Origin of the sequence: Epilithonimonas xixisoli (assembly GCF_004365655.1) — a bacterium.
In the GTDB taxonomy this organism is placed as follows: Bacteria; Bacteroidota; Bacteroidia; order Flavobacteriales; family Weeksellaceae; genus Epilithonimonas; species Epilithonimonas xixisoli.
This window is the reverse complement of sequence record NZ_SOEO01000003.1, coordinates 675006-691013: the sequence shown is the minus strand read 5'-3', so window position 1 is coordinate 691013 and position 16008 is coordinate 675006. Positions and strand designations below refer to the sequence as shown.

The window sequence follows — 16008 nt, the reverse complement described above, 5'->3', positions numbered from 1 at the left end:
AAAAAAATTTAGTTCATTTTAATCTGATAAGTGAAACCTACGTGAAACCATCTTCCAGGCATTGGAACCAAGTTAGTTTCTACATATTTCGCATTCGTCAGATTGTTGATTAAGACATAAAAATTCAGGTCTTTGTATCGGAAATTAATTTGCTCATCCAAGACATTATAACTTCCAAGATTCACACGTTCCGAATATTTATAAATTAACTGATTGCTGAAATATTTCAAGAATTTCACATCGACTTGCGCCACAAACTGATGTCTCAGATTCTGCAAAGCATATCTGGAAAGTTCTTCATTTTTATATTGATTATCAAGATAAGTGTAGTCCAAACGATAGTTCAGGAACGAAAACAATTGATGTTTAAACTCAGTTTCAAAACCTTTGAGATGGATTTTTCCAACGTTTTCCGCTTTCCAAGGACTTTCCGCCGTTTCTTTCAGCCAATCGATTCCGTTATCTGTATTTCGGATAAAACCACTGACTTTCGCCAATATCTTTTCATTCTGGAATCGATAACCTAATTCTGATGAAATCGCACTTTCCGGAACCAAATTAGGATTTCCAATTTCCGCCGGACTCACATAATACAAATCGGTGAAAGTTGGGATTCTGAAACCTTTCGAAACCGCTCCGAACACTTTATGATTAGGATTAAAGATAAAACCAACATCCATCCCAGGATAGAAGAAATTCTGCCCAGAATAATTCGCCCAACTTGCGCCAGGATTGATTTCCAATTTCTGATTAAAAAACTTGAATTGGTGGTCAAAAAACACCTGCGTCACGTCTCTTTCTCTATCTCCAAGATTGCTACTCGCAAGAAATTCTTTCCTGTAATCCACACCAATTCCAGTGGTTCCAAGTGATGATTCATAAGTCGCATTCACCGTTCCGCCAACGTTATTTCCGATGTGCATATTCCTGTAATACGACGGATTTTGACGGATAAAAAGATACATATCCTGCCCTCTTCGCCAATAAACACTGGAGTTTACAGACAATTTATCAAACCTTTGCTCATACTGCAAACTCACCACAGAAGCCTGCGTCTCTTCGTATTGATTGATGGCGGTTGGCGATGCATAAAAACCATTAGCACCAAATTTCTTCTCAGAAAAACCAGCTTGTAATCTCAGACTCCCATCATTCAGTTTTAATTTATTTTGATAGAAAAAATTTCTTATTTGATAATCCGTATTGTAACGATAACCGTCGGATGCGCCATTGCTAATGGTAAAAAGGTTTGTAAATTTCTCCGAACCAAAAGTTGCAGAAGCCGACAAATCATAAGTTTTGAAATCACCACCTTGCGCTTTTATCGTCACTTGTTCTTCGGAAGATGATTTAGTAACGATGTTAATGACACCCGCGTAAACATTCTGCCCATAGAGTTTTGCCGACGACCCTTTCATTATTTCAATCCTTTCAACCGCCGAAATATCAAACGGAAGATTGAAAGTATTGTGACCAGTCTGCGAATCATTCATCCTGATGCCATTCACCAAAATCAAAACCTGTTCAAACGAACTTCCGCGAATCGTAATATCGCTCTGAACACCATTCGAACCTCGCCTTTTGATATCCAACCCCGAGTGGAATTGCAACAATTCATCGATGCTTGTCGCTGGGCTGTTTTGGATTTGTTGCTTGGTAATGACCGTCACATTTTCATTCACATCATTATAAGGAATCGAGAGAAATCTGCCTTGCAAATTAACCTCATCAATCTCTTTTTCCTGATTCTGCGCCATCAAGTTCTGTTGAAAAGCCAATACAGAAAGCGCAAGAATTAATTTTTTCATAGTTTAATTTCCTAAAAAATTTCGGCGAAAGTATAGAAAATAGATTTCATCTTCATTTTCATTAATTGATAATCAATATCTTTAATTAGAAAATAATTTGTAAAAATATACCCCTTTATCGGTATTTTAATTTAACTTTAAAGGTGTAATCTTTGTAAAAACAAAATATAATGATTTCTGTTGCAATCGTAGAAGATGACAAATTTTATAACGATACTCTGAAAAAAGTTTTGGACTATCATCCAGACCTGCATTGTGCTGGTCAGTTTTTTTCTGGGCAAAGTGCGCTGGAAAACATTCCCAATCTTCATCCAGATGTTGTGATGATGGATTTGCAATTGCGCGATTCTATGGGACATCAAATCATCTCTGCGCTACTTCCGCAACTTCCAAAAACGAGTTTCATTGTATGTTCCAACCACGAGGAGGAAGACAAAATATTTGATGCATTGAAGGCTGGCGCAATCGGCTATCTTATAAAAGGGGAAAGTCTGGACAAAATTGTGGCTTCAATTTTAGACGCTTCCAACGGTGCGTCGCCTATGAGTAATTCTATCGGGCGAAAAGTGTTGAAGTATTTTCAAAATCAAAATATGGAAAAACAACTTTTGCAAAGCCTGACAAAATCTGAAATGGAGATTCTTTCATTAATATCAAAAGGTCATCAGTATAAAGAAATCGCAGAATCCAAAAGCATCTCTACCGAAACCGTGAAAAAACACATCGCCAATATCTACAAAAAACTAGGCGTGAATAATAAAACGGAGGCAGCAAATATCTTTAACCAAAAATAAATTTAAAACTATGAACGACACAGAGAAACTAATCAATCTATTAAAACTAGGTCTTGATGATGGATTTAAAAGACTTAAAACACCGAGATCAATTCCTGTTGTAGGTCCAATTGATTATGAAAATGCTATGGACATGCTAAAAAAGTTTGCATCAGAAAAATTTGATGATGGTAGCCTCATTTCCAATTCTTATATGATGAAAGAGGAAGTACAAGAAGAATTGGTAAAATCTTTGAGTCCTCCAAAAATTAATACGTTAACGCTTCATCTTATAATTGTTTCAAAAGATTTTCATCAGGATCTGAACAGGAAAGATGTGCATTTGCAATTTGCTTTCGAAGTAAACAATAAAAAAGAGTATTACATCGGTCTAAACACCGACAAATTAATCAAACTTTCAGGAGACAAATTTCAAGAATTCCAAGCCAACTTTGAAACAAGTAGTCTATGCAAATCTCTGGATAAATTTATTTTTAATAATACTAAAGGCATCCACTCTAAAAACACCCGGAAAATTATTATTGATGATATTGAAAGTGGAAAGAATATAGTTTTGGGTGAACTTGGGAAAGAAAATTCAAAAGCTATTTTTATGCATCCTGCTATCCAAACCCTTGCTTTAAATAAATTAGAAGATTTGGATGAAAAAAATATTCTTCAACTATTTTCATTCGGTCTTATTAGTTCTTCGGTAGAATTAAAGAATGAGGAAACAGCAATTACCTTCGGTCCTCCTGTAGATGACAAGTACAGAAACTGTCCTCCATTGTGCTAAAAAAGTAAGAATGTGGAAATAATAGATTGGACATACATTATTATAATTTCTCTTTGTGCAATTGCTTCTATAATAATGCCAATTGCACGACGGGAAAAATTGTGGGTATATTTTGTAGTTGTTTGGATAGCAGAAATTTACGTTTTCTTTTTTCAGGCAAGGTATGTTTTTGAGATTTACTTTTACTCAGTCATGCTATGTAACTTCTATCTAATTTATTATTTTCTAAAAAAGACCCCGCTTTGGATTTATCTTCTCATTGTGTATGCAGTTGTCTCCGTATTTGTAATAATGAAGGGTAAACTTTACAATGAGATTGATAACATCAGTCTCATTCTTCTCTATTTGATTTTGGCATTTCATTATTTCATCACTCAAATCTTGACACCCAATGAGATTCCAATTCAAAAAAAACAAAAATTCTGGATTGCGACGGGACTTTTTATTTGGAGCATCGCCTATGCCTTTAATGCATTTCCATTGTATTATTTATCCAACGCTGATTTGGTCTTTATGAAATTAGTGAACAATATTTTTCATTACGTTACAGTATTTTCTTATCTGCTTTTCTTAATTGGCCTCAATTGTAAAAATCCTTAGATGAAGTCTCTTCCTTACGAAATTAAAATCACTTATTTTTTCATTTTCATTGTTATGATGATTCTGACAGGATTTGTAATTTTCGTCATATTAATGTATAACAAAAGACAGCAATTTTACATCAAAGAAAAACAACTCAAAGACGCCGAATTCAAAAATCAAATTCTAGAAAAAGAACTCGAAAAACAAAAATCTTTGGAAAACGAAAGAGCCAGAATCTCACGCGATATGCACGACGAAATTGGTGCCGGAATCTCCGCCATCAAACTGCAATCTGAGATTCTGAAAATGCAAAGCCAAAACATCAGTCATCAGGAAATAGATGAACTCATCAAGATTTCTGAAAATATGAACCATTCTATGCGCGAGATGCTTTGGTCCTTGAATGTAGCGAATGACAACATTGAGAATTTTACAGATTACTGCATTCATTATTTGGAGAATTACTTTTCAAAAACCAATATCAATTTTAATTTCCAAAAGAATATCCAGAATCAAAAAAGCATCATCAAATCCGAAATCCGGCGGAACATTCTAATGGTAATCAAGGAATCTGCCCACAATATTGTGAAGCACAGCCAGGCAAGCCAATCCACTTTCCAAATCACAGATGAAAACCAAAATCTCAAAATCAAAATTTCCGATAATGGCAAAGGTTTCTCCTCAGAATCTTCCTCAGTCGGCTACGGATTGTCATCTATGAGATCCCGAACAGAAAGTTTGGATGGTGAATTTTCATTAATTTCCGACGATTCCGGAACCACAGTTTCTCTGTCCATAGATTTGGAAAAATAACGAAAAATAGGTATTTCATCACAATCACAGTTTCGCTAATTTTGATGATAGAATTTAGCATTCATCATTGCACTAACTAACTAACTAACTAACTAACTAACTAACTAACTAACTAACTAACTAACTAACTAACTAACTAACTAACTAACTAACTAACTAACTAACTAACTAACTAACTAACTATTTTCTAAAACCTGTCAACGGACTAAAAGTTGGCAGGTTTCTTTACATTTTTTCCGTAAATTTGTAGGTCTTATTTTTACTATGGCTACAACAACCGACATCGATATCAAGAAATTTCTTTTCGTTAAAAACGCACACCTCAACAACCTGAAACACATCGACGTTCTCATCCCGAAGAACAAACTGATTGTGATTACAGGCGTCTCCGGAAGTGGAAAATCTTCACTGGCTTTCGACACCATTTATGCCGAAGGACAGAGGCGTTATGTGGAAAGTTTGAGTTCCTACGCGCGTCAGTTTTTGGGGAAATTAGAAAAACCGAAAATCGATGACATCAAAGGTTTGGCGCCATCGATTGCGATTCAGCAAAAGGTGATTTCGTCAAATCCGCGTTCTACGGTTGGAACTTCTACGGAGATTTACGATTATATGAAGTTGCTGTTTGCGCGAGTTGGAAGAACTTATTCTCCAGTTTCAGGTGAAGAAGTAAAGAAAGATAGCGTAACGGATGTGATAGATTTCATTAAAAATTCAAAAAAAGATTCGACGTTTTTGCTTTTGGCTCCTTTAGCATTTGATGCTGAAAACTTTGCAGAACAACTTAAAACCTTGAAAGTTTCAGGTTTCACAAGATTGGAAGTCAATGGAAATGTGGCTGGAATCGAGGATTTGGAAAGTTTCGGATTTGTGCCAGAGAAAGATATGACGATTAATTTGGTCATCGACAGATTTAGTTATGAAGAAGATGAGAGTTTCCTTCAACGATTGGCGGATTCTATCCAAATGGCTTTCTACGAAGGTCACGGCTATTGTTCTTTGAAAAATACAGACACAGAAAAAGTACGGGATTTCTCGAATAAATTTGAATTGGACGGCATTGTTTTCAATGAGCCAACCGTTCATTATTTCAGTTTTAATAATCCTTATGGCGCCTGCCCGACTTGCGAAGGTTACGGAAAAGTGATTGGCATTGATGAAGATTTGGTGATTCCAAACAAAAATCTATCGCTTCACGAGGATGCAGTCGCGTCCTGGCGTGGCGAAAGTATGAGCGAATGGAAAAAGGATTTCATCAAAAAGAACAAAGACTTCCCTATTCATAAGCCTTACCACCAGTTGACCAAAGAACAAAAACAGTTACTTTGGAGAGGCGACAAAACGAAAACCTTCCCAAGCATTGATAATTTCTTCAAAATGCTGGAGGAAAATCTTTATAAAATCCAGTACCGCGTGATGCTTTCGCGCTACCGTGGTAAAACGCTTTGCCCGACTTGCGAAGGATTAAGATTAAGAGAAGAAACGAGCTGGGTGAAAATTGATGGACACAATATTCAATCGTTTATCGAATTGCCTCTGGATGAATTTCTCCCGTTAATAAAAACTTTAAAACTCAACGAACACGACAGAGAAATCGCCAAACGACTGACCTACGAACTCGAAACCCGATTAGAATTCTTGACAAAAGTTGGTCTTGGTTATTTAACCTTAAACAGAACTTCGAATACACTTTCCGGTGGAGAAAGTCAGAGAATTAATCTGGCAACCAGTTTGGGAAGTTCGTTGGTTGGTTCGATTTATATTTTGGATGAGCCAAGTATTGGTTTACACTCCAGAGATACGGAAAATCTAATTGGCGTTTTGAAGCAACTTCGAGACCTTGGCAACACGGTAATCGTTGTAGAACACGATGAAGATGTGATGAAATCTGCGGACCACGTCATTGATATTGGACCGGAAGCTGGCTATCTCGGTGGTGATTTGGTTTTCAATGGAAACTATGAGGAAATGATGAAATCCGATACGCTGACCGCAAAATATCTGAGTGGCGAGATGGAAATCGAAGTGCCTAAAAAACGCAGGAAAACGAAAGAATTTATCACCATCAAAGGCGCGCGTCAAAACAATTTGAAGAACATCGATGTGAATGTTCCGTTGGAATGTTTGACGGTTATCACAGGCGTTTCCGGAAGTGGGAAATCGACTTTGATGAAAGAAGTGATGACGAATGCGATTCAAATCCAACTCGGAATGGGTGGAAAAAAAGCGGATTATGACTCCGTGGAATTTCCTTCTAGATTGATTCAAAATATCGAATTGATTGACCAAAATCCGATTGGAAAATCGTCACGTTCCAATCCTGTGACTTACCTGAAAGCTTATGACGACATCCGTGACCTTTTCGCGAAACAAAAATCAGCGAAAGTTCAAGGTTTGAAGCCGAAACATTTCTCATTCAATGTGGATGGTGGACGTTGTGACGAATGTAAAGGCGACGGTGTCATCACAGTTTCAATGCAGTTTATGGCAGACATCGAGCTGGAATGCGAACATTGCCACGGCACGCGTTTCAAGAAAGAAATTCTGGAAATCAAATACGACGAGAAAAATATTTCCGACATTCTTCATATGACGGTTGATGAGGCTTTGGAATTCTTCTCAGAAAACCACGAAGAAAAAATTGCGACCAAAATAAAACCTTTGCAGGACGTTGGTTTGGGCTATCTTCAACTCGGACAATCCTCTTCTACCCTTTCCGGCGGTGAAGCGCAAAGAGTGAAACTCGCATCATTCCTTGTAAAAGGTGTGACGACCGACAAAACGCTTTTCGTCTTCGATGAACCTTCGACAGGACTGCATTTCCACGACATCAAAAAATTACTGAAATCACTTCAGGCTTTGATAGAACTCGGACATTCTGTTGTTGTGATTGAGCATCAGCCGGATATTATGAAAACAGCAGATTACATCATCGACATCGGTCCAAATGCCGGAAAATACGGTGGTGAAGTTGTTTTTGCCGGAACGCCGGAGGATTTGGTGAAAGTGAAAGGTTCTGCTACGGCGAAGTATGTTGCGGAGAAATTGTAAAACAACAGACTTATCCACAAAAAAATGTGGATAACTACGAAACTTTAACATTCAGTTTACATTTCGTATTGTTTTTCTTTATAAATTTACATTATAAGATTAAGGAAATCGTTATGAAAACTTATCTATTTTCAATCAGAATCAATCAAACTAAATTTGATATAAAAATCAAAGGATAGCACTGTCGGCTATCCTTTTTTGTTGTTGTTTAACTAAAAAAATGAGATGTCTTTATCTACTGAGCCGGCTTCTAAAGAGTCGGTTCTTTTGTGTTCATTAAACATAAAAAAGACTGTTTCTTGCGAAACAGTCTTCTCCTTTTCATTTTAAAAACTAATTATTTGGTAGCATTCACATTGATTCCAATCTCAATGTCTTTGCTGATCATCCATTCTGCTGGGTCAGTTTCATCTGTCCCGAACTTGATTCCCCAATCCGCTCTATTTACAGTGAATTTAGCTTCGATGCCAGCTTTTCCATCAGCAACAGTCACTTTCGCAGGGAAAGAAACGTTCAAAGTCTTTCCAAGCAATGTCAAGTTTCCGCTTACAGTTTTATTAGCTCCAGCAACTGCATCTTTTGGAAGTTCTCCAGCCAAGTCAGTTACAGACGTGATTTTGAAGTCAGAAGTTGGATTTTTTGTTACATTGAAGAAATCTTCATTTTTCAAGTGACCTTCAAGATCTGCTGGTTTTTTGTCGGCTTCTGTTACAGATGCAGGATCTACTTTCAAAGTCGTCATATCAATCACGAAATCTCCAGAAGTTACCGCGTTGTCCGCAACTGTAATTTCACCAGATTTCAAGTTGATAGTTCCCCAACGTGGTGCGAAACCGCCTTTGTGAAACGCTTTCCAGTTTACGTTAGACGTTGCCAAATCTACATTATACGCATCTCCAGATTTCTCTGCAACCTCCACTGGGTCTTTCCCGCCCTCTTTAGATTTTTCGTTACACGCCGTGAATAATAATGCTGCACCCGCAAATGCCAATACTGTTAATTTTTTCATTGATAATATTTTGTTGTTAATAATTTTCTAATCCTGCAAATTTAATACCTTAAACATCCAACCCACGTTGATGTACATCAAGAAAGCATATTTTAGAATTTTTTAAACTTTAATTCACCAATTGATAATTTAACTTCGTTAAGAGTAAATTAAAAAATATCAGTTCAATTATTTAACATAATCAAATCTATTAAACACAAAAGTGCTAACGATTTATAAAACACTGATTACCAACCTAATTATTTTAAAAATATTTTCTATATTAATTCAAATCGGTATAAAATTTGATATTAAATCTTAACATTATTAACATTTTTTAACAATCTTAAATTCCTTTAATTACAATGAAAAAAACTTTTGCAGAAAAATCAAACATTTTGGTTTTTCTTGGGACTGCTACTCTAATGATCACAGCAGTTTTCTTTTTGAAATCCTGTAACAAAAATTCGAAAACAGATCAGGTAAGACTATCAAAAGAAACAGACGCCAACAAAATTGTCCCCAATTCCGCAAAAGTAATCTCCGCAAAACCAGATATTCCCGACGACCCGAATAAACGCTACATCTATCTCACCTTCGACGATGGACCAAATAAAGGAACGGAAAATTTAATTAAAATCATCAACAAATATCAAATCCCAATTACTTCATTTATCGTAGGCAAACACGCTTACGATAGCAAAACGCAAGCAAAAAACTTGACCGAATTAAAAAATCACAAACTCGTAGAATTGGCAAACCACAGCTATTCACACGCAGAAAATCGATATTCGGAATTTTATAAAAATCCAGAAAAAGTCATCCACGATTTTGACAGAGCAAAAGACAATTTGAAATTCCAAAACAAATACGCCAGAACACCAGGAAGAAATATCTGGAGAACCACAAACATCAACGCTACCGACATCAAAACTTCGAAAACTTCTGCCGACGAATTGCAAAGAGCTGGTTACGTTTTGGTTGGTTGGGATTTGGAATGGAAACCTGACAATCAAATGAAACTGAAAGGTTCTCACAAAGAAATTTCCAAAAAAATAGACAGCATTTTTTTCAACGATTTGGAAAAAACTTCCCGACATTTGGTTTTCCTCACACACGACCAATATCTTCAGGACGATGATTCGGTGAGAGAATTGGATTTGTTTATTTCCGATTTGCAAAACAGCAACCGTTTTGAATTCCGAAAAATATCAGATTATCCTAAGATTAATGATATTTTAAAATAAGAAAATCCTCTTTTTTTCATCTCGCTGATTTAGCGAATTTCGCAGATTCATTATCAAAAAAATCTGCTTAATCTGTCAAATCAGCGAGATTTTAAATTCATTCAAACTCTTTAGAAACTCCCAATCCAAACAAAGCAAAATCATAGATTGCTGGGTCAGCAGAATTATATTTTCTGAGAATTAAATCCAACTCTTCCACCGCTTTCCAGTCGTTTTGTTTTCTGGTTAAGATTCCTAATTTTCTGGAAATATTAGCTGTGTGAACATCCAAAGGAACAGACAGAAACTTCGGGTCAATGTTTTCCCAAATTCCAAAATCAACGCCTTTTTTATCTTTCCGAACCATCCAGCGCAAAAACATAATCAATCTTTTGGAAGCCGAATTTTTATAAGGTGAACTCACGTGTTTCTGACCACGATGTTTTTCAGAAATGAATTGATTTCTGAATCGTTCAATCGAATGATAGAAATTGGTTTCGTTTTCATTGATGAGAAACGCATCTTCCAAACTTTCAAATTGAGAATAAATCCGACGGAAATTCCTTAGAAAGAAAATAAAATCTTCGTGATTGAAAGTTCTGTGAATCGCTTTTTGTGGAATTTTATTTAAATCAGAATCACTAAAATTCATTACAAAATCGTACGGCGAATTCCCCATCAATTCCATCATTTTATTGGCATCATTGATGATGGATTTTCGGTTCCCCCAAGCAATACTTGCTGATAGAAAACCTGCAATCTCAATATCTTGTTTCAAAGAAAAACGATGCGGAATTTGGATTGGGTCATCATTTATAAACTCTGGAGAATTGTAGAGTTCTGCTTTTTCATTGAGCAAATCGAAGATGTCTTTTTCTTTTAAATTCATAATCAGTTGCAAATTTCCACAAAAAAATTGTCATTCTGTCGGAATCTCGAAGTTTAGATTCTTTCAGAATGACAATATTGTGTTTTAGATTAATTTAAAATCGTGATTATAATAATTGATTAAATTATATTTCAGATTTTTAAACCAATATTCCGGAGCTTCCCTCCTATCTATTTTGATGTTTCATTTTTCTACCAATATTTCGCAACTTCGTCGCTTTGGAATTAAAACAGAAACTAAAATCATCTAAATTCTAGATTCTAACATCTAACTTCTACTCTCCTATCTTCCAATCACTTCTGTAATTGGATTTCCGATATTTCCACTTGGGAATTCGATGTGGAGAAGTGCGGAAACTGTTGGCGCAATATCGGTCATATTGTACGGTGCATTGCTCTCGCCGTGCTTGATTCCCCAACCCATAAAAATCAATGGAATGTGAGAATCGTAGGAATTCCAAACGCTGTGAGTCGTCCCTTTTTTGGCGTAGCTAGGCAACATTCCGTCGTGCGAAATGATTTGAATATCACCACTTCTTTGCCAGTTATATCCATTAATTGCTCTTGATTTTATCGGTTCCGGAATAGCTGAAGAACCCAATTTTTTCAAATCAACAGCGTATAAAACTCGCGGGTCTTTGTTCAGATTATCGATGATTGTAGATTTGATATCGTCTTCGTTCAGATTTTTTTCTTTGATAAGACTTTGATTCAAATAAATTTGATAATTGTCAATCCCGTGAATTATTTTAGAGTTTGCGAATTTATTTTCCAATTCTGCACCTAGATTTTTTTCCATTCCATCATCGAAAAATCCGCCTAAAATTTTATTGGCTTTCAAGAATCCTTCTGCATTTGCGCCACCGTGGTCTGCGGAAAGGAAAACGAGATAATTGTTCTTCCCAACTTTCTCATCCAACATTTTGAAAAATGTCGCCAAATCTCTGTCCAATCTGATGTAAGTATCCTCAACCTCAATAGAATTTGGACCATAAGAATGCCCAACATAATCAGTAGAAGCCAAGTTGATAGCCAAGAAATCTGTTTCAGAACCTTTTCCTAAACTATAATTATCCAGCGCAGATTCCGCAAATTTCAAAGTCAAAGTATTTCCGAAAGGTGTCGTTCTGATCACACCTTTTTTCGTTGCATAATCTGTTAACAAATTATTGTAAGGAAAAACTGGATCTTTCGCCGTTCCAACTGGTTTTTCCCACGCCACATTATCCGCTGTGCTTTCGGTGTATTCGCTAATTGGTAAAGCTGTTTGCCAACCGTTTGCCAAGAGTTTTTCCGGAACTTTCTGATCGTTAAAATCATTGACCCATTTTGGCAATTCGTTCATATAATAAGAACTTGTGATGAATTTTCCATTAGAATCATCAAACCAAAAAGCGCCAGTTGGATTGTGACCAGCAGGCAAAATCGAAGCCCGATCTTTCAAAGAAACACCCACAACTTTTGAACGGAAATTGCTTGCAATCATCAATTGGTCTGTCATTGTGGTAGACCAAAGATTTTTCGGAGAATGACTTCCGCTTCTTTTGTTATCGGTTCCGACAGGTTTCATATCCTCGTCCGCAGTACAATAAACGTTTTTTCCGGTTGCTTTGTCCGTCCAATCGTTCCCAGCAATCCCGTGAATAGACGGAACTGAACCTGTATAAATCGAAGTGTGACCAATCGCCGTCACCGTAGGAATGTACGGAATATGAACATTATTAAGAGAATAGCCTTCGCCCAAAAGCCTCTGAAATCCGCCTTTCCCGAATTTCTTTTCATAACGGTAAAGGTAATCCCAACGCATCTGGTCAACGACTAATCCTACGACTAATTTTGGTCTTTCTCCTGAATTGATTTTTGTTTTCTGAGCATTTACATTTCCGAATGTAGCAACCGCCAAAACGAAAATCTGAATTTTTCTGAACATTTAATTTTACTTTTATTGAAGCCAAATTTACGGCTTTCAAAAGTTTTGGGTGTGAAATTTTTATTAAAGTTTGTTATGTTGCGGAAATTAAACGCAAAGTGCGCAAAGGTTTTTTTTGACCTAATTGAAAATATTTTTAAAGTTCGCAAAGGCGTTTCACTCAGCAAAGAGTTCGATTTAATTTTTAAAAAAAAACGAGCAAATTTGCCCGTTCTCATTAATAATATAAATTTTAAAAGCTAAAAGCAATTCGCTACTTGCTTCCGCCAGAGTTTTTCTCAACATCTGTTTTGGTGTTTTCTTTTACTTTTTGGTTTCCGAAACGCTTCACGAATGTGAGCGAGAATCCGTACCAATCCCATTTGTTTGTATTTTGAAAAGATCCGATTTGGGTAAAAGTCGTGGTGTCCATACTTGGTCTTTTGAAAATATTCATCAACTGCAAACTGGTCTCGATTTGTGAAACCGGGAAAAGCTTGGTCACAGAAATATTGTGGAAAAAGTTGTATTGATTCGCTACGGAGTTTCCATAATTCTGATTATCAATACTCATCCAAGCACTAATGTTGATGTTTTTATTAAACAAATTGGTGTAAGACAAATTGGTAGAACCCGAGAAGAAATTGAGATAATTATTCGCACGTTCCAATTTATTTCTTGTGTTGAAATCGCTGTTGTCTGTATAAGACCAGCCTAAACTCAGATTGACATTCAGTTTATTTTTCAAGAAATTCTGATTGGTATTGGCAGAAAGATAAAATTTCTCCACTTTTCCTTTGAAGTTATCTGGGAATGAAATCGTTTTCACGAGTCCGTTTTGAGTTTCTTGACTGTAACTGGTCCAATAATCCTGGTCTGTAAAAGTATATCTCGCAGAAAGGAAATATTTTTTATGAATTCCGAATTTCAATCCAATTCTGTCACTAGGATTTGGTAAAAGATTGACATTTCCTCTGTAAAAAAATCCGTTGTTACCAGGCATTTCAAAATCATTGAACTCAGAATACCAAGGTCTCCAAAGGTTGTGATTGTAAGTTAAGCTTAAATCATAATTCGGTGTGAAAGCATATTTCACCAACAAATTCGGTAACAAAGTTCCATAAGATTCTCGTCTGGTTTCGGTTCCGTTTTGATGAATTTTGTAGTCGATAAATTCGTAGCGAAGTCCAATTCTGGTTTCCAGTTTTTCGAAAAATGTTTTGCTATAGTTGGCGTAAAGGGAATTCAGATTTTCCGTGTATTGAAATTGATTAACATTTTCCAACAGACTATTGTTAGAAATCACACGATAATCATTCGGAATCACATTATTATTAAAGTTAGCCTTTCCACCAACTTCAAAATTTCCACCTTTCCCCAATGGCGATGTGTAATCCACTTTTACAAAGTAATTTCGGTTTTGATTAAAATTTGCAAAATGTCTAAGTTCGGTAATTTCATTGTTAGGATTTTTTCTTGTGAAATCTGTTGTTCCTTTTTCCGAATCATAATTAATTCCCAGATTCACATCTAAAATCCTGTTTTTCTCCTTATCATAATATTTATAGAACAAATTGGTTCCCAAAGTATTACTATTTGTACGCCCCAGATTATCTTGAGAAAAAGAATTCAACAAAACATCATTAAGATAATTACTTTCAACAGAATTAGATTCCGACGTACGATTTCCTCGGAAATATTCCATAACAAGACCAATGTTATTCTTGTCATTCAGTTCAAATTCTGAAGTAGAAGAAAAAGATGGATTCTTACCTGTATAAGTGCTTTCCACATCAATCAATTGCAAAGAATTATCTTTATAATAAGTATTCTTGCTGGAATTTTTTGTGATGAAAACATTATCACTATAACTTCCCGTAAAAGTCTGCGTGAAATTCTTTTTGTGATAATTAAGATTCAAACTTCCGTATTGGTTGTTCTTCGTATTCTGGTTATTGGTAAGGGAAATACTACCTTTCATACCTTCGTCATCACGTTTTTTGAGGACAATATTGATGACAGAACCAGAAGCTTCATAACGCGAAGACGGACTTGTAATAACTTCGATTTTCATCAAGTTATCTGCCGGAATCGTCTTAAGATATTCCTTCAATTCTTTGCCTGTGAAAACCGATTTTCTATCATTAATGTAAACCGTAACCGATTCGCCTTCCGCTTTCACGTTGTCGTTGTTATCGATGCTTACGAGAGGCGTCATTCTTACGATGTCCCAAGTCGTGTTTCCAGCAAGAATAGAGCTGTTTGCCACATTGAAAACCGTTCTGTCCGCTTTGCTTTCTACGGTTGGTTTTCTGGCGATGATGCTTACCGCTTCTATTTCTTTGGACTTTAAAGTATCTTGAGTTTGAGCAATTGCAAATGTTGTAACTAATAATCCCAAAAGGGTTATCGATGATTTCATTGTAGTTTAGTTTGCTTATTAGACAACTGTGATTGCGATAATGTTACATCCGAAAAATAATATTTATTAATCAAATCATATTTTAATTAAATTTGGGAAATCGATTGTACGAAATTTATACTTTTAAATTTATAATCTTTTCAATATTAACACATTATGAGCCCTAAAAATAAACTAACACCTCAACAGCAAGAAGAGCTTATCCAAACTATAAAAATTCGTTTCGAAAAAAATCCGACGCGTCACGAGAATCTTAAATGGGAAAATGTTCAGAAAAAACTAGAATCCAACCCTGAAAAACTCTGGTCGCTCCACGAAATGGAAAAAACTGAAGGCGAACCAGATGTTGTAGGTTACGATGAAAAATCAGACGAATATCTTTTCTTTGATTGTTCCGCAGAAAGTCCAAAAGGAAGGCGAAGTCTTTGCTACGACAGAAAAGCATTGGACTCCAGAAAAGAAAACAAACCGGCAAACAGCGCAATAGATTTAGCAAACGAAATCGGAATTGAAATTTTAAATGAAGAGCAGTACAGAGAATTACAAAAACTTGGAAATTTTGATTTGAAAACATCAAGCTGGGTGAAAACGCCGGAAGATATTAGGAAATTAGGTGGTGCAATCTTCTGCGATAAACGTTACAATACGATTTTCCTTTATCACAATGGTGCGGAATCTTATTATGCTGCGAGAGGTTTTCGTGGGTTTTTGAAAGTTTAGTTTTTCTTTTTATGGTTTTCCGTAAAGTTTAT

The 16008-nt window shown here is 36.0% G+C and carries 12 protein-coding genes; 7 read left to right on the top strand and 5 right to left on the bottom strand.

What is annotated here, in order from left to right; genetic code table 11:
• Positions 1 to 8 precede the first annotated feature (8 nt).
• Complete coding sequence (locus tag B0I22_RS15110; protein ID WP_133946270.1) at positions 9 to 1808, bottom strand: TonB-dependent receptor plug domain-containing protein; 1800 nt, start codon at positions 1806 to 1808, stop codon at positions 9 to 11.
• A 170-nt stretch (positions 1809 to 1978) separates the two neighbouring features.
• On the opposite strand from B0I22_RS15110, the gene B0I22_RS15105 reads away from it, so the two are divergent.
• From B0I22_RS15105 to uvrA, 5 genes are all read left to right on the top strand, one after another.
• Positions 1979 to 2602 carry a response regulator transcription factor gene (locus tag B0I22_RS15105; RefSeq protein WP_246022252.1) on the top strand — a complete coding sequence of 208 codons (624 nt, stop codon included), beginning with the start codon at positions 1979 to 1981 and terminating at the stop codon, positions 2600 to 2602.
• A 10-nt stretch (positions 2603 to 2612) separates the two neighbouring features.
• The gene (locus tag B0I22_RS15100) at positions 2613 to 3377 is read left to right on the top strand and encodes a hypothetical protein (protein WP_133946266.1); all 765 of its coding nucleotides are present in this window, start codon (positions 2613 to 2615) and stop codon (positions 3375 to 3377) included.
• A gap of 291 nt (positions 3378 to 3668) precedes the next feature.
• A complete protein-coding gene (locus B0I22_RS15095) occupies positions 3669 to 3977 on the top strand; it encodes a hypothetical protein (RefSeq protein WP_133946264.1) in 309 nt (102 codons plus the stop codon).
• The gene (locus B0I22_RS15090; RefSeq protein WP_133946262.1) at positions 3978 to 4772 is read left to right on the top strand and encodes a sensor histidine kinase; all 795 of its coding nucleotides are present in this window, start codon (positions 3978 to 3980) and stop codon (positions 4770 to 4772) included.
• Between the two features lie 264 nt (positions 4773 to 5036).
• Positions 5037 to 7823 carry an excinuclease ABC subunit UvrA gene (gene uvrA, locus B0I22_RS15085; RefSeq protein ID WP_133946260.1) on the top strand — a complete coding sequence of 929 codons (2787 nt, stop codon included), beginning with the start codon at positions 5037 to 5039 and terminating at the stop codon, positions 7821 to 7823.
• Between the two features lie 337 nt (positions 7824 to 8160).
• Here the strand turns inward: uvrA and B0I22_RS15080 are convergent, their stop codons facing one another.
• Positions 8161 to 8832, bottom strand: coding sequence for a YceI family protein (locus B0I22_RS15080; protein ID WP_133946259.1), 672 nt, complete (start codon positions 8830 to 8832; stop codon positions 8161 to 8163).
• 344 nt (positions 8833 to 9176) lie between these two features.
• Here B0I22_RS15080 and B0I22_RS15075 point away from each other — a divergent pair, with 344 nt between their 5' ends.
• On the top strand, positions 9177 to 10058 hold the full coding sequence (locus tag B0I22_RS15075) for a polysaccharide deacetylase family protein (protein WP_246022251.1): 882 nt from the start codon (positions 9177 to 9179) through the stop codon (positions 10056 to 10058).
• Positions 10059 to 10155: 97 nt separating this feature from the next.
• Here the strand turns inward: B0I22_RS15075 and B0I22_RS15070 are convergent, their stop codons facing one another.
• From B0I22_RS15070 to B0I22_RS15060, 3 genes are all read right to left on the bottom strand, one after another.
• On the bottom strand, positions 10156 to 10926 hold the full coding sequence (locus tag B0I22_RS15070; protein WP_133946257.1) for a TIGR02757 family protein: 771 nt from the start codon (positions 10924 to 10926) through the stop codon (positions 10156 to 10158).
• A 282-nt stretch (positions 10927 to 11208) separates the two neighbouring features.
• Positions 11209 to 12855: an alkaline phosphatase PafA gene (pafA, locus tag B0I22_RS15065; RefSeq protein WP_133946255.1), complete on the bottom strand. Its 1647-nt coding sequence runs from the start codon at positions 12853 to 12855 to the stop codon at positions 11209 to 11211.
• 253 nt (positions 12856 to 13108) lie between these two features.
• On the bottom strand, positions 13109 to 15256 hold the full coding sequence (locus tag B0I22_RS15060) for an outer membrane beta-barrel protein (RefSeq protein ID WP_133946253.1): 2148 nt from the start codon (positions 15254 to 15256) through the stop codon (positions 13109 to 13111).
• 156 nt (positions 15257 to 15412) lie between these two features.
• Between B0I22_RS15060 and B0I22_RS15055 the strand changes: the two genes are divergently transcribed.
• Positions 15413 to 15976 carry a DUF4256 domain-containing protein gene (locus tag B0I22_RS15055; RefSeq protein WP_185145351.1) on the top strand — a complete coding sequence of 188 codons (564 nt, stop codon included), beginning with the start codon at positions 15413 to 15415 and terminating at the stop codon, positions 15974 to 15976.
• Positions 15977 to 16008 lie beyond the last annotated feature (32 nt).